Source organism: Flavobacterium flevense (assembly GCF_900142775.1).
Taxonomy (GTDB): domain Bacteria; phylum Bacteroidota; class Bacteroidia; order Flavobacteriales; family Flavobacteriaceae; genus Flavobacterium; species Flavobacterium flevense.
On record NZ_FRCC01000028.1, the window covers coordinates 1 to 2,644 of the forward strand.

The 2,644-nt window shown below is 36.0% G+C and carries 2 protein-coding genes; both read left to right on the plus strand.

Annotation, left to right across the window (positions count from 1 at the left end; genetic code table 11):
* The first annotated feature begins 201 nt into the window (after positions 1-201).
* On the plus strand, positions 202-1,728 hold the full coding sequence (istA, locus tag BUB89_RS17725; RefSeq protein ID WP_234982697.1) for an IS21 family transposase: 1,527 nt from the start codon (positions 202-204) through the stop codon (positions 1,726-1,728).
* Between the two features lie 16 nt (positions 1,729-1,744).
* A complete protein-coding gene (istB, locus tag BUB89_RS17730) occupies positions 1,745-2,482 on the plus strand; it encodes an IS21-like element helper ATPase IstB (protein ID WP_073247542.1) in 738 nt (245 codons plus the stop codon).
* Positions 2,483-2,644 lie beyond the last annotated feature (162 nt).

Sequence of the window (2,644 nt, forward strand, 5' to 3'; positions counted from 1 at the left end):
TGGAAAAACCGGTCAAATTGACCACCACTTTCCAATGTAAATTGACCACCAGTTCCGGAGCAAACTGACCACCACTTTCCAATTCAAATTGACCACCTAATTTTTGGGGTAAATTGATTATTAAAAACTACTGACTTTTTCATGTTGTTAGAACCATACATTCGTTAAAAAATACGGATTATGGCAAACAAAATAACAGACATGAGTAAAATTAGAAAAGTAATTAAATTCTATTGTGATGGAAAGAGTAAGTTATTTATAAGTAGCTATTTATCTCTTTCCAGGAATACGGTAAAGAAATATATTTCTTTATTTGAAGTCCTCGGATTAAGCTTTGAATTAATTGATAAAAAAACAGATGCAGAACTAGAACTTTTGTTTTCACAGACTACTGTGGAATCAATTAGTCCCAAATTGCAGATACTTCATAATTTTTTTCCTAAAATGGAGCGTGAACTAAAAAAAGTTGGCGTTACCATACAACACATGTGGGAACAATATGTTACCATAAACCCTGATGGTTACAGGAGCTCGCAATTTGCTCATCACTACAAAGTATGGAGTAAACGTGTTAATCCAGTAATGCATATGAACCACAAAGCTGGTGATAAAATGTATGTGGATTATGCCGGAAAAACACTCTCTATTATCGATAACGACACTGGGGAAATCAAAGAAGTACAATTTTTTGTGGCCATATTGGGAGCCAGTCAATACACGTATGCGGAAGCTTCCATGAGCCAGCAAAAGGAAGATTTTGTCACTTCAGTAGAAAATGCCATGCGTTTTTTTGAAGGTACTCCTGAGGCAATTGTCCCGGATAATTTAAAATCTGCAGTAATAAAAAGTAGTCGTTTTGAGCCGACAATTAATGAAACTCTGGCCGATTTAGCGGAACATTACGAAACTACAATCTTACCCGCTAGGGCTTATAAACCCAGAGATAAGTCACTAGTTGAAGGAGCTGTCAAGATATTGTACAGAAGAATTTATGTAACCCTAAAAGAAACTAAATTCTTTTCTCTGGAGGAATTAAACCAGCAGGTATGGGATCTATTGGATGCTCATAACAGTCGAAAACTCACTGGACGTCCTTACTCTCGAAAAGAATTGTTTTTAGAGGATGAGAAACAAAAACTGCGTCCACTGCCACAAGAACGCTTTGAAATAAAATACCAATCCTTTGCAACGGTTATGCAAAATGGGCATGTCCAATTAAGTCAAGACAAAAATTATTACAGTGTTCCGTATCAATATGTAAAGAAAAAAGCGAAACTCTTGTATACAAAATCAACCGTGGAGATCTATCATAAATACAATCGAATAGCTGTCCACCATCGAAATTACAAACCTTATGTCTATACCACAATCCCGGAGCATTTAGCCAGTACACATCAGTTTGTAGCCCAATGGAGTGCTGCTCGCTTCATTGATTGGGCCAGCAGTATTGATGAGGCAGTAGCAGAATATATCATGCAGATAATCGAAAGCAGGAACCATCCTGAACAGGCTTATAAAAGTTGTTTAGGAATACTCAACTTCGAAAAAAAGGTAGGTAAGCAACGATTAATAAATGCCTGCAAACGGGCACTTGATTTTAGAATTTACAATTTTAAGACGATACAGAATATTTTAGAAAACAACTTAGACCATATTGATTTTGAACAAGAACCAGAGCAGGAACTCCCGAATCACGGCAACATAAGAGGAAAACATTATTATAACTAAATTAAATCTTGAAAACATGAATGAATCCACAGTAACAAAAATGAAACAAATGAAGTTTTATGGCATGTTTAATGCTTTTAAAACAGCCATTGAAAGCGGAAAAACAGACCATTACACACTCGATCAGTTCGTATCGATGATTATTGATGCTGAGTGGGACGAAAGGCACAATCGGCGTATTGAGCGCAGTATCAAGAATGCTCGATTCCATTACAAATCAAATATTGAAAGTGTCAATTTTGATGTATCACGTAATCTTGACCGAAACACGGTACTGCGTCTGGCAGAATGTGAATTTGTAGAAAAAAATGAAAATATCTTAATCACGGGAAGTACTGGAGTAGGTAAAAGTTACTTAGGTACAGCATTGGGTTATCAAGCCTGTATACAAGGTTTTAAAGTGAGTTATTTTAATACTTCGAAGTTGTTTGCTAAATTAAAAATGGCCAAAGCAGATGGTTCTTACCTGCGAGAGCTTGCCAAAATTGAAAGGCAAGATGTCATTATACTTGACGATTTTGGACTCCAAGCATTAGATAGTCACAACCGAATTACCCTTTTGGAGATCATTGAAGACAGGCATAATAATGGTTCCATAATTGTGACATCACAAATCCCAGTGCAAGGTTGGTATGATGTAATTGGCGAAAAAACTATAGCTGATGCAATTTTGGACAGGCTTATACATCAATCTCACCGACTCGAATTACATGGAGAATCTATGAGAAAGAAAAGAGGCATAAACAAAGGGTAATATTTTAAGTATATTTGAATACTAATTAACAGATGAAAAAGAGTAGTTTTTAATGAAAAATGGAGGTGGTCATTTTGCTCCGGAATTAGGTGGTCATTTTGAATTGGAATCAGGTGGTCACTTTAAATTGGAATTGGGTGGTCAATATCACTGGAATTTGCA